Origin of the sequence: Pseudomonas sp. IT-232MI5, from assembly GCF_949767845.1 — a bacterium.
GTDB lineage: Bacteria > Pseudomonadota > Gammaproteobacteria > Pseudomonadales > Pseudomonadaceae > Aquipseudomonas.
Genome location: NZ_CATKQE010000044.1, coordinates 45,239 through 61,700, shown reverse-complemented (window position 1 = coordinate 61,700; position 16,462 = coordinate 45,239). Strand labels below are relative to the sequence as shown.

At 59.5% G+C, this 16,462-nt stretch carries 16 protein-coding genes; 10 read left to right on the top strand and 6 right to left on the bottom strand.

From position 1 onward, the window contains the following. Nucleotides 1-8 precede the first annotated feature (8 nt). From ACM6JQ_RS18780 to ACM6JQ_RS18770, 3 genes are all read right to left on the bottom strand, one after another. On the bottom strand, nucleotides 9-650 hold the full coding sequence (locus ACM6JQ_RS18780) for a thiol:disulfide interchange protein DsbA/DsbL (RefSeq protein WP_007911777.1): 642 nt from the start codon (nucleotides 648-650) through the stop codon (nucleotides 9-11). 200 nt (nucleotides 651-850) lie between these two features. Beyond that, entirely contained in the window at nucleotides 851-1,462 is a 612-nt protein-coding gene (locus tag ACM6JQ_RS18775; RefSeq protein WP_007911773.1) for a c-type cytochrome, read from the bottom strand. A gap of 43 nt (nucleotides 1,463-1,505) precedes the next feature. Further along, nucleotides 1,506-1,796 (bottom strand): c-type cytochrome, encoded by a 291-nt coding sequence (locus ACM6JQ_RS18770; protein ID WP_038365005.1) that lies wholly within the window; start codon nucleotides 1,794-1,796, stop codon nucleotides 1,506-1,508. 191 nt (nucleotides 1,797-1,987) lie between these two features. Here ACM6JQ_RS18770 and yihA point away from each other — a divergent pair, with 191 nt between their 5' ends. Further along, nucleotides 1,988-2,629, top strand: coding sequence for a ribosome biogenesis GTP-binding protein YihA/YsxC (gene yihA / locus ACM6JQ_RS18765; RefSeq protein WP_007911767.1), 642 nt, complete (start codon nucleotides 1,988-1,990; stop codon nucleotides 2,627-2,629). A gap of 411 nt (nucleotides 2,630-3,040) precedes the next feature. Here the strand turns inward: yihA and polA are convergent, their stop codons facing one another. After that, entirely contained in the window at nucleotides 3,041-5,845 is a 2,805-nt protein-coding gene (gene polA / locus ACM6JQ_RS18760; protein ID WP_414894483.1) for a DNA polymerase I, read from the bottom strand. Between the two features lie 74 nt (nucleotides 5,846-5,919). On the opposite strand from polA, the gene ACM6JQ_RS18755 reads away from it, so the two are divergent. Together ACM6JQ_RS18755 and ACM6JQ_RS18750 are read left to right on the top strand one after the other, a co-directional pair. Then, the gene (locus tag ACM6JQ_RS18755) at nucleotides 5,920-6,216 is read left to right on the top strand and encodes a DUF2782 domain-containing protein (protein WP_008081231.1); all 297 of its coding nucleotides are present in this window, start codon (nucleotides 5,920-5,922) and stop codon (nucleotides 6,214-6,216) included. Nucleotides 6,217-6,277: 61 nt separating this feature from the next. After that, entirely contained in the window at nucleotides 6,278-7,231 is a 954-nt protein-coding gene (locus ACM6JQ_RS18750) for a homoserine kinase (RefSeq protein ID WP_123376014.1), read from the top strand. A 105-nt stretch (nucleotides 7,232-7,336) separates the two neighbouring features. On the opposite strand, the gene ACM6JQ_RS18745 is transcribed toward ACM6JQ_RS18750, so the two are convergent. Further along, nucleotides 7,337-8,257: a zinc ABC transporter substrate-binding protein ZnuA gene (locus tag ACM6JQ_RS18745; RefSeq protein WP_095113240.1), complete on the bottom strand. Its 921-nt coding sequence runs from the start codon at nucleotides 8,255-8,257 to the stop codon at nucleotides 7,337-7,339. 66 nt (nucleotides 8,258-8,323) lie between these two features. Here ACM6JQ_RS18745 and ACM6JQ_RS18740 point away from each other — a divergent pair, with 66 nt between their 5' ends. Genes ACM6JQ_RS18740 through ACM6JQ_RS18725 form a run of 4 tightly spaced genes read left to right on the top strand, consistent with a single transcriptional unit; the run spans nucleotide 8,324 to nucleotide 11,123 of the window. Beyond that, complete coding sequence (locus tag ACM6JQ_RS18740) at nucleotides 8,324-8,806, top strand: Fur family transcriptional regulator (RefSeq protein ID WP_007911760.1); 483 nt, start codon at nucleotides 8,324-8,326, stop codon at nucleotides 8,804-8,806. Beyond that, a complete protein-coding gene (gene znuC / locus ACM6JQ_RS18735) occupies nucleotides 8,806-9,591 on the top strand; it encodes a zinc ABC transporter ATP-binding protein ZnuC (protein WP_007911759.1) in 786 nt (261 codons plus the stop codon). Before ACM6JQ_RS18740 ends, znuC begins: the two co-directional genes overlap by 1 nt. Beyond that, a complete protein-coding gene (znuB, locus tag ACM6JQ_RS18730) occupies nucleotides 9,584-10,372 on the top strand; it encodes a zinc ABC transporter permease subunit ZnuB (RefSeq protein ID WP_007911758.1) in 789 nt (262 codons plus the stop codon). The genes znuC and znuB overlap by 8 nt, the downstream gene beginning before the upstream one ends. 37 nt (nucleotides 10,373-10,409) lie before the next feature. Further along, entirely contained in the window at nucleotides 10,410-11,123 is a 714-nt protein-coding gene (locus ACM6JQ_RS18725; protein WP_095113105.1) for a PA5502 family lipoprotein, read from the top strand. Nucleotides 11,124-11,205: 82 nt separating this feature from the next. On the opposite strand, the gene katE is transcribed toward ACM6JQ_RS18725, so the two are convergent. After that, a complete protein-coding gene (gene katE / locus ACM6JQ_RS18720) occupies nucleotides 11,206-13,347 on the bottom strand; it encodes a catalase HPII (RefSeq protein ID WP_414894603.1) in 2,142 nt (713 codons plus the stop codon). Nucleotides 13,348-13,607: 260 nt separating this feature from the next. Here katE and ACM6JQ_RS18715 point away from each other — a divergent pair, with 260 nt between their 5' ends. The 3 genes from ACM6JQ_RS18715 (at nucleotide 13,608) to ACM6JQ_RS18705 (ending at nucleotide 16,179) form a co-directional block, all read left to right on the top strand. Then, the gene (locus tag ACM6JQ_RS18715; RefSeq protein WP_007911748.1) at nucleotides 13,608-14,615 is read left to right on the top strand and encodes a methionine ABC transporter ATP-binding protein; all 1,008 of its coding nucleotides are present in this window, start codon (nucleotides 13,608-13,610) and stop codon (nucleotides 14,613-14,615) included. Nucleotides 14,616-14,620: 5 nt separating this feature from the next. After that, nucleotides 14,621-15,331, top strand: coding sequence for a methionine ABC transporter permease (locus ACM6JQ_RS18710; RefSeq protein ID WP_172680176.1), 711 nt, complete (start codon nucleotides 14,621-14,623; stop codon nucleotides 15,329-15,331). Between the two features lie 77 nt (nucleotides 15,332-15,408). Further along, a complete protein-coding gene (locus ACM6JQ_RS18705; RefSeq protein WP_007911743.1) occupies nucleotides 15,409-16,179 on the top strand; it encodes a MetQ/NlpA family ABC transporter substrate-binding protein in 771 nt (256 codons plus the stop codon). The last annotated feature ends 283 nt before the right edge of the window (nucleotides 16,180-16,462 follow it).

Here is a 16,462-nt window from a genome sequence, read left to right as displayed (position 1 = left end):
TGCCGCGCTTAGTTGGCAGCAGCCTTGGTTGCCGCTCGCTCTTTGGCGACCAGTTGGTCAGCCAGTTTCAGCGCTTGCTCGGCACCACCGGCAGAGCCGATGTCGAAACGGTACTTGCCGTTGACGATCATGGTAGGTACGCCAGTGATCTCATACTTCTTGGCCAGTTCGCGAGCTTTGACGATCTGACCCTTGATAGCGAACGAGTTGAAGGTGGCCAGGAACTTGTCCTTGTCGACACCCTGGGTCGCAAGGAAGTCAGCCATATCCTGTGGATCGGTCAGCTTCTTGTGTTCTTTCTGAATTGCGTTGAATACCGCAGCGTGAACCTTGTGCTCGACACCCATGGCTTCCAGGGTCAGGAACATCTGGCCGTGAGCGTCCCATGGGCCGCCGAACATGGCAGGAATACGCACGAAGTTGACGTCGGACGGCAGTTTCTCAACCCAAGGGTTGATCACGGGCTCAAAGGCGTAGCAATGCGGGCAGCCGTACCAGAACAGCTCGACCACTTCGATCTTGCCAGGCTCTGCAACCGGTACCGGGTTGGCCAGTTCCACGTAAGGGGCGGCTGGGGCTTCGGCGGCTTGAGCGGTCACGCCGAACAGGCTGGCAGCGACGAGAGCGGCGCTGATGATCAGATTACGCATGCTTTACTCCTGGACAATTTGGGTCGCCTCGCGCGACCTGTTTTCAGACAGATCCTGGCGGGCATGAGTTCTGTAGTGTAACGGCAGCGGCCACAAAAAAGGGCGGCCAAAGCCACCCTTTTTATACTTGCTGCGACGGATTAATCGAGCGTTAACGTTGCAGGAGATGTCCATCGCCTGCAGCGCTCGATCCGTAGGCCTTAGTGCAGACCTTGAATGTAGCTGGAGACCGCAGCGATGTCTTCGTCGCTCAGGCGTTTGGCGATGTTCTGCATGGTCATGGTGTCGCCGTCGTTGGTGCGGCCGCCTTCTTCCTTGCGGAAGTCGGTGAGCTGCTTGGTGATGTATTGAGCGTGTTGGCCACCCAGATGCGGGAAACCGGCAGCGGCGTTGCCGGCGCCGTTTGGTGAGTGGCAGCCTGTGCAGGCTGGCAGGCCCTTGGCCAGGTTGCCGCCGCGGAACAGCGCTTCACCGCGCGCGACGATCTTCGGATCGGCGGCGCCGACGCTGCCTTTCTGGCTGGCGAAATAGGCGGCGATGTCGGCCAGGTCCTGATCACTCAGATTGGTCAGCAGGCCGGTCATTTCCAGAACGGTGCGCTTGCCCGACTTGATGTCGTGCAGCTGCTTGGTCAGGTAGCGTTCACCTTGACCGGCCAGTTTCGGAAAGTTTGGCGCCATGCTGTTACCGTCCGGGCCATGGCAGGCTCCACATACAGCGGCTTTTGCCTGGCCCGCTGCGGCATCACCGGCAGCATGGGCGAAGCCTGAAATTCCCACGGTCAACAGCAGACTCACGATCAATTTGTTCATCAGCTAATCCAACTACGGCTAAGGGTTAAGTTATGGACCGGGTTTACTCGCTCATCCACAGGATGATGGCTTGGTAATCCTCGGCACTGCAGTCCATGCACAAACCACGCGGCGGCATCGCCTTGAAACCCTGGGTCACGTGTTGCACCAGCGTCCCCATACCTTTCGCCAACCTCGGCGTCCAAGCTTCCTGATCGCCTCTTTTGGGCGCCATGGGTAGTTGGCCGGAATGACAGGCACCACAAACACGGTTGTACACAGCTTCCGGATCCTGTGTAGCCTGTGCGCTGTAAAGCGGCATCAAGACTCCGGCAGCCAGCAGCCATTTCGTCATAAAACGACCTTTTCAGGGTTGAGAGCGTTCTGCGTTCTAATGCGCAATCAAGGTCTGTCGCTCTCGTGAACTTCATCCTACGCTGGGACAAAGCACACACAAAATCTGCGGCATTATATACTGGCGTCACTGAAACGGAAGCGACACCGCGTTCCGCGCCCAATCCCGGCGCCGCCCACATCGGAAATCCCATGCAACTCAAGAATCCCATCCTCGGCCTGTGCCAACAGTCCACGTTCATGCTCAGTGCCGCCAAAGTCGATCAATGCCCTGACGACGAAGGCTTCGAAGTGGCGTTCGCCGGTCGTTCCAACGCCGGCAAATCCAGCGCACTGAACACCCTGACTCACGCCAGCCTGGCGCGCACCTCGAAAACTCCGGGTCGCACACAGCTGTTGAACTTCTTCAAGCTAGACGAAGATCGCCGTCTGGTCGACCTGCCGGGCTACGGTTACGCAAAAGTACCGATCCCGCTGAAGATGCACTGGCAGCGTCACCTTGAGGCTTACCTCGGTGGCCGCGAGAGTTTGAAGGGTTTGATTCTGATGATGGATATCCGTCATCCAATGACCGACTTCGACCTGCTGATGCTCGACTGGGCCGTTGCCGCCGGCATGCCGATGCACATCCTGCTGACCAAGGCCGACAAGCTGACCTACGGCGCAGCCAAGAACACCCTGCTCAAAGTGCAGTCGGAAATTCGCAAGGGTTGGGGCGATCTGGTCACCATCCAGCTGTTCTCCGCGCCAAAACGCATGGGCCTGGAAGAGGCCTACACTGTACTGGCCGGCTGGATGGAACTGGCAGACAAAGGCGCCGAGGCGGCTGAGTAAAACAGGGATTAGAAAATTGGCTGTGGTGCGCTCAGGCAAGGCGAAAGCACAGCTAAAAAGCGGAGTTTAGGGTACCTAAATGAGCATTTTTAGCTGTGCTTTCGACGCAGTCTGAGCGTGCCACAGCCAATTTTCGGGCAAAAAAAGCCCCGGACTTCATTGGGGAGGGAGAAGTTCCGGGGTTTAAGTTCCGAACCGCTAGGGCGGGGTTCAGATATCTGCCAACACTTAACACAACATAGGAGCATCGAAGGGCTTCACCAGCCATTCAGTAACTCTGAGTAGTGACCTTCCAGATTAGTTCAGATTTTTTTCAAAAAGCTTTGGAATAATCCCAAGCGCTTTTTGAAATAAGCAGGTTTTACCGGCATTGCCGCGACAACAGGTCGCGGCAAACCGTGTTCAAAAGGCTCAGTGAGCCTCATCCCAATTGTTGCCCACACCCACTTCGACCAGCAGCGGTACATCCAGTTTCGCCGCTTCGCTCATGTGTACGCGGATCTCGGCACTGACTTGTTCGACCAGATCCTCGCGAACCTCCAGTACCAGTTCATCGTGCACCTGCAGAATGACTCTGGCGTCCAGCCCGGACGTCGCCAGCCAGTTATCCACTGCCACCATGGCTTTCTTGATGATGTCGGCGGCCGTGCCCTGCATCGGCGCGTTGATCGCCGTACGTTCGGCGGCGGCGCGTTCCTGCGGCTTGTTCGAGTTGATTTCCGGCAGATACAGGCGACGACCGAAGAAGGTTTCGACATAACCCTGATCCGCCGCCTGCGCGCGGGTGCGCTCCATGTACTCGCGAACCCCCGGATAACGGGCGAAGTAGGTGTCGATGTAAGCCTTGGCAGTCTTGGTGTCGACGCCGATGTCCTTGCCGAGCTTCTGTGCGCCCATGCCGTAGATCAGACCGAAGTTGATCGCCTTGGCGCCACGGCGCTGGTCGGAGGTCACCTCGTTGAGTTCGACCTTGAACACTTCGGCAGCGGTGGCGGTGTGCACGTCCAGGTTGTTGCGGAAGGCATTCATCAGGCCTTCGTCCTTGGACAGGTGCGCCATAATTCGCAGCTCGATCTGCGAATAGTCTGCCGCCAGCAGTTTGTAGCCTTTCGGCGCGACGAACGCCTGACGAATGCGTCGACCTTCAGCCGTACGCACCGGAATGTTCTGCAGGTTCGGATCGCTGGAGGACAAGCGCCCGGTCGACGCCACAGCCTGATGATATGAGGTGTGAATACGGCCGGTGCGCGGGTTGATCTGCTCCGGCAAGCGATCGGTGTAAGTGCTTTTCAGCTTGCTCATCGAGCGGTGCTCCATCAGCACCTTCGGCAAGCGGTGATCTTCTTCAGCGAGCTTCGCCAACACTTCTTCAGCAGTGGACGGCTGGCCCTTGGCGGTCTTCTTCAGCACCGGAAGACCAAGTTTCTCGTAGAGAATCACGCCCAGTTGTTTCGGCGAGCCAAGGTTGAATTCTTCCCCGGCGATTTCGAACGCTTCGCGCTCCAGCGCAACCATTTTGTTGCCCAACTCGATGCTCTGGATGCCGAGCAGCTCAGCGTCAACGAACGCGCCTTGGCGTTCGATGCGCGCCAGCACCGGCACCAGCGGAATTTCGATGTCGGTCAGGACGCTGGCCAGACTCGGGATCGCGCTGAGTTTTTCGAACAACGTCTGGTGCAGACGCAAGGTGATGTCGGCGTCTTCGGCGGCGTAAGGGCCGGCCTGCTCCAGGGCGATCTGGTCGAAGGTCAGCTGCTTGGCGCCTTTGCCGGCGATGTCCTGGAAGCTTACGGTGGTGTGATCGAGGTACTTCTGCGCGAGGCTGTCCATGTCGTGGCGGGTCGCGGTGGAATTGAGCACGTAGGACTCAAGCATCGTGTCGAAGGCGATGCCGCGCACGGTGATGCCTTGGCTCTGATCACCACCGATGGCGCAATTGGCCAGGATATTCATGTCGAACTTGGCGTGCTGGCCGACCTTGAGCTTGCTCGGATCTTCCAGAATCGGCTTGAGTGCGCGCAGTACGGTGTCGCGATCCAGTTGCTCCGGCACGCCGATGTAGGAGTGGGTCAGCGGAATGTACGCGGCTTCGTTGGCCTGCACGGCGAACGACAGGCCGACCAGTTGCGCTTGTTGCGCGTCGATGCCGGTGGTTTCGGTGTCGAAGGCGAACAGTTTGGCGTTCTTCAGTTTTTCCAGCCAGACGTCGAAACGCGCCTGATCGAGGATGGTTTCATACGCGGCTTCGGTCGGAGCAGCAGGCGCTTCTGCTGCTGGCGCGCTGAACAGATCGCCGGCCGGTGCAGGCTCGCTGGCCGCGCTCAGCTCCAGACGTTTGGCGTCGCGATCCAGATCGTTGATCCAGCTCTTGAATTCCAGCAGCGAGTACAGCTCGTAGAGCTTGGCCGGGTCTTCCGCGCCCATTTGCAGATCGTCGAGTTCGACGTCCAGCGGCACGTCGACCTTGATGGTCGCCAGTTGATAGGAGAGGAACGCCATCTCCTTGTGCTCTTCGAGCTTGGCCGGCAGGGTTTTCGCGCCGCGAATCGGCAGGCTCGGAACGATGTCGAGATTCGCGTACAGCTCGGTAAGGCCGCCGTTGACCCCGACCAGCAAGCCGGAAGCGGTCTTCGGGCCAATGCCCGGCACACCCGGAATGTTGTCGGACGAATCGCCCATCAGCGCCAGATAATCGATGATCTGCTCCGGTGCGACGCCGAATTTCTCCTTCACGCCTTCCACGTCCATCGAACTACCGGACATGGTGTTGACCAAGGTAATGTGGCCGTCGACCAATTGCGCCATGTCCTTGTCGCCGGTGGAGATGATCACCGGACGATCCGCCGCCGCGCTGCTGCGGGCGAGGGTGCCGATCACGTCGTCGGCCTCGACGCCTTCCACGCACAGCAGCGGGAAACCGAGGGCGATCACGCTCTGGTGCAGCGGCTCGATCTGCACGCGCATGTCATCGGGCATGCTTGGGCGGTTGGCTTTGTATTCGGCGTACATCTCATCGCGAAATGTCCCACCCTTGGCGTCGAACACCACGGCGAACGGGCTGTCCGGGTACTGCTTGCGCAGACTCTTGAGCATGTTCAACACGCCTTTGACCGCACCGGTCGGCAGGCCTTTGGAGGTGGTCAGTGGTGGCAGCGCGTGAAACGCGCGATACAGGTAAGACGAACCGTCCACCAGGACGAGGGGGGCTTGGCTCATGAGCAGGATCAACCTTTTCGGCGGGTCCGGCGCTAGAATAGCGGGACCGTTGACGACAAAGGGACAAGGTTATCATGCGTACGTTAAATCGCTTGCTGCTGGTCGGTCTGATTGCTGCCTCACCGTTGGCCGCGATGGCGGCGGATGATGCGCCCGCTTCGGAGCCGGAAGTTACGATCAACACGCACACTGAAGGTGACAAGGTCATCCAGGAATACAGTCGCAGTGGCTTCGTCTATGCGATCAAGGTCACGCCAAAGGGTGGCAAACCTTATTTCCTGGTGCGCGCCGATGGCACGGATGCGAATTACATCCGCTCCGACCAGCCGGATATGCTGATTCCGTCGTGGGAAATCTTTACCTGGAAGTAAGATTCCCGACTTTTAATCGGCGTCGCCTGACCGCGACGCCTGAACTGAGCAGTTTTTAACCATGTCTGTGTTCACTCCCCTGGCTCGGCCCGAGCTGGAAACCTTTCTCGCCCCTTACGGGCTTGGCCGTCTGCTTGATTTCCAGGGGATCGCCGCCGGCAGCGAAAACACCAACTTCTTTATCAGCCTGGAGCAGGGCGAGTTTGTCCTGACCCTGGTCGAACGCGGCCCGGTGCAGGAGATGCCGTTCTTCATCGACCTGCTCGACGTGCTCCACGAAGCCGACTTGCCAGTGCCGTACGCGTTGCGCACCACTGATGGCGTGGCGCTGCGTGAGCTGAAAGGCAAACCGGCGCTGCTGCAACCGCGCCTGTCCGGCAAGCACATCAAGGTCGCCAATGCTCAGCATTGCGCGCAGGTTGGCGAGTTGCAGGCGCACCTGCACCTGGCGACCCAAGGCGAGCGCATGATCAAGCGCAAGACCGATCGGGGCCTGGACTGGATGCAGGAGGAGGGCAGCGAGTTGCTCTCGCACCTGAGCGATGAGCCGCGTGCTTTGCTGCAGAAGGCCCTGGATGAAATCACCGAGCGTAAAGACAAGATCCTCGCGCTGCCTCGGGCGAACATTCATGCCGACCTGTTTCGCGACAACGCGATGTTTGAAGGCACGCACCTGACCGGGCTGATCGATTTTTACAACGCCTGCTCGGGGCCGATGCTCTATGACGTGGCGATTGCCTTGAACGACTGGTGTTCGGACGAGGACGGTTTGGTCGATGGCCCGCGTGCTCGCGCATTCCTTGGCGCTTATGCAGCGTTGCGCCCGTTCACGGCGGCGGAGGCTGAGTTGTGGCCGACGATGTTGCGCGTGGCCTGTGTGCGGTTCTGGCTGTCGCGGTTGATCGCGGCGGAGCAGTTTGCCGGGCAGGACGTGTTGATTCACGATCCCAAGGAGTTTGAGCAGCGCTTGGCGCAGCGGCAGCAGGTGCACACACCGTTGCCTTTCGCCCTTTAAGATCAAAAGATCGTCCGAACGCGGCCCGAGCCTTCGGCAGCTCCTACATGGGATTGATGTACACCCTGTAGGAGCTGCCGAAGGCTGCGATCTTTTTCTATGGGGTTACAGAGATTCCAGGCATCCCGCCAAATCATTGCCCAACTTTTCCAACACCTGCTCATAGCCCTGAGCCGTCGCCGGGGTGTACCCGCCCAACGCATCCAGCTCAGCCAGTTTCACCGGCAGGCCAGCCACCAATGTTTCGGCCAAACGCGGACGCAACGGCGGTTCACTGAACACACAAGTCTTGCCCACTTCCTGCAAACGCTTGCGCATCGCCGCGACATGTTGCGCGCCCGGCTGCACTTCGGCAGCCACGCTGAACACACCGGCATGCTTCAGGCCGTAAGCCTCTTCAAAATAATCAAACGCCTCGTGGAAGACGAAGTAAGGCTTGCCTTCAACACTGGCCAGACGCTTTTTCAAACGCTGATCCAGTGCATCCAGACGCTCATCAAACGCCTTGGCATTGCTCTGATAACGCTCGGCGTTAGCCGGGTCGACGGCGCTGAGGTCGGCGGCCATCTTGTCGGCAATCACCCGCGCGTTCACCGGCGATAGCCACAAATGCGCATCCAGCGTGCCGGGACGATGATCGTGATCATGCTCGTCAGCCTCTTCGGCGTGGGAATGGCTGTCTTCAGCGAAACGGCGCAGATGCATCCCCGGCAAGTCCTGCACGGCGACGCTCGGCAGTGTCCGGCCATTCAGCACGCGCGGCAGGAAACCTTCCATGTCCGGGCCGATCCAGTAGAGCAGATCCACCGATTGCACCTTCCGTACGTCGGATGGTCGCAGCGCGTAATTGTGTGGCGAAGCACCCGGCGGCAGAAGCACTTCGGGAATCGCTACGCCGTCCTGCACGGCCGCTGCAATCAGCTGCAACGGTTTGATGCTGGTGAGGACTTTGACCTCGGCCTGAGCCGAACCGATCAGCAGAAAACTGGCGACAAAAGCCACAAAAACAGAAAAAAGTCGGGACACGATGACCACTCAAGGAGGCGAGAACGGGTAACATAATAACGTCTCTATCAAAACTCGTCGCCGCCCATGCCTATTACACCGATTGCCAGCCGTCCCCACGACCACTCTCATTGCGTGCACAGCGCTTTGTCCGAGGCCGATACCTTGTGCGCCCAGAAAGGCTTGCGCCTGACCGCGTTGCGCCGCCGGGTGCTGGAATTGGTGTGGCAAAGCCACAAGCCGCTGGGCGCCTACGACATTCTCGCCGTGCTCAGCGAGCAGGACGGCCGCCGCGCCGCGCCGCCGACCGTGTACCGCGCGCTGGATTTCCTTTTGGAAAACGGCCTCGTGCATCGTATTTCTTCGCTGAACGCCTTCGTTGGCTGCGTGCACCCGGAGCATGCGCATCAGGGCCAGTTCCTGATTTGCCGCGATTGCCACGCTGCCATTGAACTTGAGCAAAAAGTGATCAGCGACGCGATCATCAACAGCGCCAAGGACGTCGGTTTCATCGTCGAGGCGCAAACCGTCGAAGTCGTCGGTCTGTGCTCCGGTTGCCAGGGGGCTTGATGAGCAATGCGCTGATCCGTCTGGAGCAGGTCGCCGTCACGTTTGCCGGGCAGGCTGTGCTGGACAACATTGAGCTGAGCGTCGAGCCGGGGCAGATCGTCACCCTGATCGGCCCCAATGGCGCCGGCAAGACCACGCTGGTGCGTGCTGTGCTGGGCCTGTTGAAGCCGGACAGCGGCAGCGTCTGGCGCAAGCCGAAGCTGCGCGTCGGTTATATGCCGCAAAAACTCCACGTCGATCCGACACTGCCACTTTCGGTGCTGCGCTTTCTGCGCCTGGTGCCGGGCGTTGACCGTCCGCGTGCGCTGGCCGCGTTGAAAGAAGTCGGCGCCGAACACGTTATCGACAGCCCGGTGCAAAGCGTTTCCGGCGGCGAAATGCAGCGCGTACTACTCGCTCGGGCGCTGCTGCGCGAACCGGAACTGCTGGTGCTTGATGAGCCGGTGCAAGGCGTCGATGTCGCTGGCCAGGCCGAGCTGTACAGCCTGATCACCCGTCTGCGCGATCGCCATGGCTGCGGCGTGTTGATGGTGTCCCACGATCTGCATCTGGTGATGAGCACCACCGACCAGGTGGTCTGCCTCAACCGTCACGTCTGCTGCTCCGGGCATCCCGAGCAGGTCAGCGGCGATCCTGCGTTCGTCGAGCTGTTCGGCAAGAATGCGCAGAGCCTGGCGGTCTACCACCACCATCACGACCATGCTCACGACCTGCACGGTTCGGTGGTCAAAGGGCCGGTTATTGGCCAACCTCACGTTCACGGAGACAACTGCAAGCATGGCTGATTTTCTGTTGTATGCCCTGCTTGCAGGTCTGGCGTTGGCGATCGTTGCAGGTCCGTTGGGTTCGTTTGTGGTCTGGCGCCGCATGGCGTATTTCGGCGACACCTTGTCCCACGCGGCGCTGCTCGGCGTGGCGTTGGGCTTTCTGCTGGATGTCAGCCCGACGGTCGCAGTGACGGTCGGATGCCTGCTGCTGGCGGTGCTGCTGGTCACGCTGCAACAGCGTCAACCGCTGGCGTCTGACACGCTTTTGGGAATTCTCGCACCGAGCACGCTCTCTCTCGGCCTGGTGGTACTAAGCTTCATGCATGAAGTGCGGATTGACCTGATGGCCTATCTGTTCGGCGACCTGCTGGCGATCAGCCCGACCGATCTGGCGTGGATCCTCGGCGGCAGCGCGGCGGTGCTGGTGTTGCTGGTGACGCTGTGGCGGCCATTGCTGGCGATCACCGTGCATGAAGAACTGGCCAAGGTCGAAGGCCTGCCGGTGGCGGGTCTGCGCATGGCGCTGATGCTGTTGATTGCGGTGGTGATTGCGGTGGCGATGAAAATCGTCGGTGTGTTGCTGATTACTTCACTGCTGATCATTCCGGCGGCTGCGGCACAACGTCACGCCCGTTCGCCGGAGCAGATGGCACTGGGCGCGAGCCTGCTGGGCATGCTCGCGGTGTGTGGCGGGCTGGCGCTGTCGTGGTTCAAGGACACCCCGGCCGGGCCGTCAATCGTTGTGACGGCGGCCGCACTGTTTCTGTTGAGTTTTGTTCTGCCCCGTCGTGGGGTGTAGACTTGGCCGCTTTTTGCGCAAATAGAGAGTCGCAGGAATGAAGCCGTTCGCCTCCCGTTATCTGCTCCTTGTCGCATTTTCAGTGCTGCTCGGCGCCTGCCAAAGCACGCCGCCGGTGGCCGAAGTCCCCGATGCGCGGGCTACGGCCATCGCACAGCTGGAGCAAAGCCTGGCCAGCAGCGAACTGGCCACTGCCGAAGATCAATTGGCTGCTTTGCAGAAAGAAACCCCCAACGATCAATCCCTTGAGCAATACCAGCGGCAGCTTGCCGAAGCGTATCTGCGTCGCAGCCAGATCGTGCTGCAGAAGGGTGATGTGAATGCGGCCGCCACAGCGTTGAGCCGTGCCCGCGCGCTGATGCCGAAAGCCCCGGCGCTGACCGGTGGCGTCAATGGCGCCATTACCGAGGCGCGCAAGGCTGAACTGGAAAAGGCTGAAGCGGCGCTGTTGGCAGCCGAAGCCAAGCCGAAAGCCAAAGTGATCGATCCGACTGCCGAGAGCACCACGGTTGCGTTGAATATCACCGATAGCCACAAACTTCGTCGCCAACTCGATGCGATCGCCGCTGATGTGGTGAATTATGAGTGTGGGGTGACGATTCAGGCGCCACGGACCGATGATTATCCTTGGTTGGCGACGTTGCTGACCAAGCGGGTCAAGAAGCTCGATCCGGATTTTGATCTGAAGATTGAGAAGCAGACCGTGCGCACGGTGCCGGCGCAGATGGTTTTGAGTCCGCGTAAACCGTAAAAAGATCGCTGCCTGCGGCAGCTCCTACATGGAATTGAGGTACACCCTGTAGGAGCTGCCGAAGGCTGCGATCTTTTGCTTTTTAAGCTGGAATCGCTTTCGCCTTAGGCTCACGATCCCAAACCCGATGCTGCCCGATCGCCGCGAAGAACGGCTTGGTCAACGCCGGTACATCCTTGCCTTGCAACAACCCGGCATCCGCCTCCAGCTTCAGCAGATCCTGCAATTGCTTGGCCTCTCCATGCAACGCAATCGCCTTCAAATGCTTGTAGGCCTCCAGCACGTAGTGCAATGCCACACCGTCGCCGCTCAATGCCTTGACCGACGCCGCGCCACCCGGCACGAACACCGCATCAAAGATTACTGATGGCATTCCTTCCATCGAAGCATCCACAGGCAACATTTTTCCGTCCGCAGTTTTCACCGGCGTCGAAGTCGGGCCGAGCAATTTCGCGTGCGCACCTTCAGCCGCCAATGCCTTCTTCATCGCATCAATCGCTGCACCATCAACGCCGTTCGCTGCAAGAATTGCGACTTTTCGGGTTTTGATGTTCTCTGGCAGCAAATTAGCCTGGCTCAATGACGGCGAGTGATCGAACGACACCTTGCGCACATCCACCGTACCTTTGCTCGGTGCCGGCAGACCCAGGTTGGCCGCCACACGCTTGGCCAGTTCCAGATCGATGTTGGCCAGAATCTCGTTCACTTCTCGCGCACGGATGAACTCGCGCTCAACCTTGCCCAGCTCGAAGCTGTACGCGGCAATGATGTGCTCCTTCTCGTGATCGCTCATGCTGTTGAAGAACAACGTTGCCTGAGAGAAGTGATCGCTGAACGACTCGCTGCGCTGGCGGATCTTGTTCGCGTCGATGCGCTCTGGATAACTTTCGAACCCACCGTCCTGCGCGGCCGGCGGCGTTTCTTTCGGCCAGCCACCATCAATCGAGTTTGGCTCATAAGAGGCGCGGCCCTTGTCGATCACCGTGCGGTGTTGCGCATCGCGCTGGCCATTGTGGAACGGCGCGACCGGGCGGTTGATCGGCAGCTCGTGAAAGTTCGGCCCGCCGAGTCGGCTGATTTGCGTATCGGTGTAGGAAAACAGCCGACCTTGCAGCAACGGGTCATTGGAGAAGTCGATGCCCGGCACGATGTGGCCAGGGCAGAACGCGACCTGCTCGGTCTCGGCGAAGAAGTTGTCCGGGTTGCGGTTCAGGGTCATTTTGCCCAGCGGCGTGATCGGCACGATTTCTTCGGGGATCAGCTTGGTCGGGTCGAGGATGTCGAAATCGAAGTCGTGCTCGTTTTCCTCCTCGATGATCTGCACGCCGAGTTCCCATTCCGGATAGTCGCCCATCTCGATCGCTTCCCAGAGGTCGCGACGGTGGTAGTCGGTGTCTTTACCGGCGAGCTTTTGCGCCTCGTCCCACACCAGTGAGCAAGTGCCGGCAGTAGGGCGCCAGTGGAATTTGACGAAGCGTGATTTGCCCTCTGCGTTGATCAGGCGGAAGGTGTGCACGCCGAAGCCCTGCATGCTGCGCAGGCTTTTCGGGATCGCCCGGTCGGACATCGCCCAGATGACCATGTGCGCTGACTCCGGCACCAGCGAGACGAAATCCCAGAAGGTATCGTGGGCAGAGCCACCGGTAGGGATTTCATTGTGCGGCTCAGGTTTCACCGCGTGGACGAAGTCGGGAAACTTGATCGCGTCCTGAATGAAGAAGACCGGCATGTTGTTGCCGACCAGGTCGAAGTTGCCTTCATCGGTGAAGAACTTCACCGCGAAGCCACGCACGTCGCGTACGGTATCGCCGGAACCGCGCGGGCCCTGCACGGTGGAAAAGCGTACGAACACTGGGGTCTTTTTCCCCGGATCCTGTAGGAAACCGGCCTTGGTCAGCGTCGAATGGTTCTCGTAAGCCTGAAAGAAACCATGGGCGCCAGTGCCGCGCGCGTGGACGATGCGCTCCGGGATGCGTTCATGGTCAAAGTGCGTGATTTTTTCACGCATGATGAAGTCTTCAAGCAGCGACGGCCCACGCGGGCCGGCCTTGAGGGTGTTCTGGTTGTCAGCAATCTTGACGCCCTGATTGGTGCGCAGTGCCTGGCCGGTGGCGTCGGAGCGAAACTTCTCCAGGCTGTCGAGTTTGGCGTTGGTGTTGGCGCGATCCGGGGCATCGGTTCCGGCCATCTGGCTTTTATCGGTCGTAGGCTTCTTGCTCATCAGTCGTAAACTCCTCGGTTGACCCCGATGCTCGCCGGGGACTCTTGAGTGGTTCCCGGGCACGGCACCCAGGGTTTTCAAGTCGCTTACTTAGTGACTGATGGGCTGCTTTGGACGTTCCTTTTTTATGACCTTTGATCTTGTTATTGCCAAATCGAAGGTTAATTGCGAAATAAATGCTAAGAACCTCTATACGGACAGGCTAAAATGCGCGCCCGGCTAACCGCTGATCCTTTTCTAACGCGCCCCACAAGGTTCGCTACGTGATCGAGTTTCAAAACGTCCACAAGACTTACCGCGTCGCCGGTAAGGACATTCCCGCGCTGCACCCGACCAGTCTCTCGATTGAGAACGGTCAGGTCTACGGCCTGATCGGCCATTCCGGTGCGGGAAAAAGTACCCTGCTGCGTCTGATCAATCGCTTGGAAGATTCCAGCGGCGGCAAGATCTTCGTCGACGGTGAAGAAGTCACCGCGCTCGACGCCAAAGGCCTGCGCCGTTTCCGTCAGCAAGTCGGGATGATCTTCCAGCACTTCAACCTGTTGGCCTCCAAGACCGTCGCCGACAACGTTGCGTTGCCGCTGACCCTGGCCGGTGAATTATCGACCAGCGAGATCAATCAGCGTGTGGCTGAACTGCTGGCGCGCGTCGGTTTGTCCGACCACGCCAAAAAGTACCCGGCGCAATTGTCCGGCGGCCAGAAGCAGCGCGTCGGCATCGCCCGCGCCTTGGCGACCAAGCCGAAAATTCTGCTGTGCGACGAGGCCACCAGTGCCCTCGACCCACAGACCACGGCCTCGGTGCTGCAACTGCTGGCCGAGATCAACCGCGAGCTGAAACTGACCATCGTCCTGATTACCCATGAGATGGACGTGATTCGTCGCGTCTGCGATCAAGTGGCGGTGATGGACGCTGGCGTGATCGTCGAGCAAGGTTCGGTGGCCGATGTGTTCCTGCATCCGCAGCACCCGACCACCAAGCGTTTTGTTCAGGAAGACGAGCAGGTCGATGAAGGCGAGCAGCGTGATGATTTCGCGCACGTGCCGGGCCGTATCGTCCGTCTGACCTTCCAGGGCGAAGCGACCTACGCGCCTTTGCTCGGTACTGTCGCCCGGGAAACCGGGGTCGACTACAGCATCCTCGCCGGTCGTATCGACCGCATCAAAGACATCCCCTACGGGCAATTGACCCTGGCCGTCACCGGTGGCGACATGGAAGCGGCCTTCGCCCGCTTCACCGCCGCTGATGTCCACATGGAGGTGCTGCGTTAATGGAAATGTTCGACGCTGCAATCAAGAATTACGACGCTGCGATAGAAGCCATCAAGCTGTTCTTCCAGAACATCGACTGGCTGGAAATCGGCCTGGCGACCAACGACACCATGATGATGCTCGGCGGCTCGCTGCTGTTCACCGTGTTGCTCGGCCTGCCGCTGGGCGTGCTGCTGTTTCTCTGCAGCCCGCGCCAGTTGCTGGAAAACCGCGTTCTCTACGCGATCATGTCGTTGGCAGTGAACATCCTGCGTTCGCTGCCGTTCATTATTCTGTTGATCGTGATGATCCCGCTCACCGTGCTGATCACTGGCACGTCGCTGGGCGTGGCCGGTGCGATTCCGCCGCTGGTGGTGGGTGCCACGCCGTTCTTCGCGCGTCTGGTGGAAACCGCGCTGCGTGAAGTCGATCGCGGCATCATCGAAGCGACCCAGGCCATGGGCGCGACCACGCGGCAGATCATTCTCAACGCGTTGTTGCCAGAGGCCCGTCCGGGCATCTATGCAGCGATTACGGTGACGGCGATTACACTGGTTTCCTACACGGCAATGGCCGGTGTGGTCGGCGCCGGTGGTCTGGGTGACCTGGCGATCCGTTTCGGCTACCAGCGTTTCCAGACTGACGTGATGATCGTCACCGTGGTGTTGCTGCTGATTCTGGTGCAAGTGCTGCAGATGGTGGGCGACCGTTTGGTCGTGCATTTCTCGCGCAAATAAGCGGTTTTGTATTGAACAGATGAGCCGGCCATTCGCTGGCAGGCGCCAAGACGGGCGCCTCATAAGGAGTTAGCTGAATGAAAAAACTGATCGCTGCTTTCGCTGCCGTTGCAGCATTCTCGGCCCACGCCGAAACCCTGACCGTTGCCGCCACTCCGGTGCCGCACGCAGAAATCCTCGAGTTTGTGAAGCCAGCACTGGCCAAAGAAGGCGTGGAGCTGAAGGTCAAGGTCTTCACCGACTACATTCAGCCGAACGTACAGGTCGCGGAAAAACGCCTGGACGCCAACTTCTTCCAGCACCAGCCGTACCTCGATGAGTTCAACAAGGCCAAGGGTACTAACCTGGTCGCCGTGACCGGTGTGCACCTGGAACCGCTGGGTGCTTACTCGAGCAAGCTCAAGGATCTGAAGGATCTGCCAAGCGGTGCCAACGTGGTGATCCCGAACGACGCCACCAACGGCGGCCGTGCCCTGTTGCTGCTGGCCAAGGCTGGCGTGATCACGCTGAAGGATCCGACCAACATCCTGTCGACCGTCAAAGACATCGCGACCAACCCGAAAGACCTGAAGATCCGTGAACTGGAAGCCGCGACCATCCCGCGCGTGCTGACCCAGGTCGATCTGGCGCTGATCAACACCAACTACGCGCTGGAAGCCAAGCTCGATCCGTCCAAGGATGCGCTGGTGATTGAAGGTAACGACTCGCCGTACGTGAACATCCTTGTGTCCCGCGCGGACAACAAGGACAGCGACGCCATGCAGAAACTGGCCGCTGCGCTGCACAGCCCGGAAGTGAAGAAATTCATTACCGAGAAGTACAAGGGCGCGGTATTGCCGGCGTTCTGATTTAGATCGCTGCAACGAAAAAGGGGACGCTATGAGCGTCCCCTTTTTTGTGTCTGGCTTTGGACCTGCTGTGAAGCTTCCCCTCACCCCAGCCCTCTCCCGAAGGAGAGGGGGCCGATCGAGGTGTCTTGCGTTCTACATCGACCTGAAGGATCCAGTCGATTATGGATTCGGCAAAGCACATCGACCTGAAAGGTCTTGGCGATTATGGATTCAAAGCAGGACGTTCAATTCGGTGTGGCTCCCCAATATCCCCCAATCAGTCCCCTCTCCCTCTGGGCGG

Coding starts and splice junctions, on each gene's coding strand:
- ACM6JQ_RS18780 (WP_007911777.1), bottom strand. CDS start 650: ATGCGTAATCTGATCATCAGCGCCGCTCTCGTCGCTGCCAGCCTGTTC.
- ACM6JQ_RS18775 (WP_007911773.1), bottom strand. CDS start 1,462: ATGAACAAATTGATCGTGAGTCTGCTGTTGACCGTGGGAATTTCAGGC.
- ACM6JQ_RS18770 (WP_038365005.1), bottom strand. CDS start 1,796: ATGACGAAATGGCTGCTGGCTGCCGGAGTCTTGATGCCGCTTTACAGC.
- yihA (WP_007911767.1), top strand. CDS start 1,988: ATGCAACTCAAGAATCCCATCCTCGGCCTGTGCCAACAGTCCACGTTC.
- polA (WP_414894483.1), bottom strand. CDS start 5,845: ATGAGCCAAGCCCCCCTCGTCCTGGTGGACGGTTCGTCTTACCTGTAT.
- ACM6JQ_RS18755 (WP_008081231.1), top strand. CDS start 5,920: ATGCGTACGTTAAATCGCTTGCTGCTGGTCGGTCTGATTGCTGCCTCA.
- ACM6JQ_RS18750 (WP_123376014.1), top strand. CDS start 6,278: ATGTCTGTGTTCACTCCCCTGGCTCGGCCCGAGCTGGAAACCTTTCTC.
- ACM6JQ_RS18740 (WP_007911760.1), top strand. CDS start 8,324: ATGCCTATTACACCGATTGCCAGCCGTCCCCACGACCACTCTCATTGC.
- znuC (WP_007911759.1), top strand. CDS start 8,806: ATGAGCAATGCGCTGATCCGTCTGGAGCAGGTCGCCGTCACGTTTGCC.
- znuB (WP_007911758.1), top strand. CDS start 9,584: ATGGCTGATTTTCTGTTGTATGCCCTGCTTGCAGGTCTGGCGTTGGCG.
- ACM6JQ_RS18725 (WP_095113105.1), top strand. CDS start 10,410: ATGAAGCCGTTCGCCTCCCGTTATCTGCTCCTTGTCGCATTTTCAGTG.
- ACM6JQ_RS18710 (WP_172680176.1), top strand. CDS start 14,621: ATGTTCGACGCTGCAATCAAGAATTACGACGCTGCGATAGAAGCCATC.
- ACM6JQ_RS18705 (WP_007911743.1), top strand. CDS start 15,409: ATGAAAAAACTGATCGCTGCTTTCGCTGCCGTTGCAGCATTCTCGGCC.